This is a genomic window from Burkholderia sp. AU30280, assembly GCF_020420125.1.
In the GTDB taxonomy this organism is placed as follows: domain Bacteria; phylum Pseudomonadota; class Gammaproteobacteria; order Burkholderiales; family Burkholderiaceae; genus Burkholderia.
Window position 1 is genome coordinate 1 of sequence record NZ_JAIZRY010000042.1, and the last position, 962, is coordinate 962.

The 962-nt window shown below is 61.6% G+C and carries 1 protein-coding gene; it reads left to right on the forward strand.

What is annotated here, in order from left to right; translation table 11 throughout:
• The coding region (tuf, locus tag LGN17_RS36425) for an elongation factor Tu (RefSeq protein ID WP_226201561.1) at positions 1-962 on the forward strand (962 nt) is incomplete at both ends.

Here is a 962-nt window from a genome sequence, read left to right on the forward strand (position 1 = left end):
CACGTCGAGTACGAAACGGCTAACCGCCACTACGCACACGTCGACTGCCCGGGCCACGCTGACTATGTGAAGAACATGATCACGGGCGCAGCGCAGATGGACGGCGCGATCCTGGTTTGCTCGGCAGCAGACGGCCCGATGCCGCAAACGCGTGAGCACATCCTGCTGGCGCGTCAGGTTGGCGTTCCGTACATCATCGTGTTCCTGAACAAGTGCGACATGGTGGACGACGCTGAACTGCTCGAGCTGGTCGAGATGGAAGTTCGCGAACTCCTGTCGAAGTACGACTTCCCGGGCGACGACACGCCGATCGTGAAGGGTTCGGCCAAGCTGGCGCTGGAAGGCGACACGGGCGAGCTGGGCGAAGTGGCGATCATGAACCTGGCCGACGCGCTGGACACGTACATCCCGACGCCGGAGCGTGCAGTTGACGGCGCGTTCCTGATGCCGGTGGAAGACGTGTTCTCGATCTCGGGCCGTGGTACGGTTGTGACGGGTCGTGTCGAGCGCGGCATCGTGAAGGTCGGCGAAGAAATCGAAATCGTCGGTATCAAGCCGACGGTGAAGACGACCTGCACGGGCGTTGAAATGTTCCGCAAGCTGCTGGACCAAGGTCAAGCAGGCGACAACGTTGGTATCCTGCTGCGCGGCACGAAGCGTGAAGACGTGGAGCGTGGCCAGGTTCTGGCGAAGCCGGGTTCGATCACGCCGCACACGCACTTCACGGCTGAAGTGTACGTGCTGAGCAAGGACGAAGGCGGCCGTCACACGCCGTTCTTCAACAACTACCGTCCGCAGTTCTACTTCCGTACGACGGACGTGACGGGCTCGATCGAGCTGCCGAAGGACAAGGAAATGGTGATGCCGGGCGACAACGTGTCGATCACGGTGAAGCTGATTGCTCCGATCGCGATGGAAGAAGGTCTGCGCTTCGCAATCCGCGAAGGTGGCCGTACGGTCGG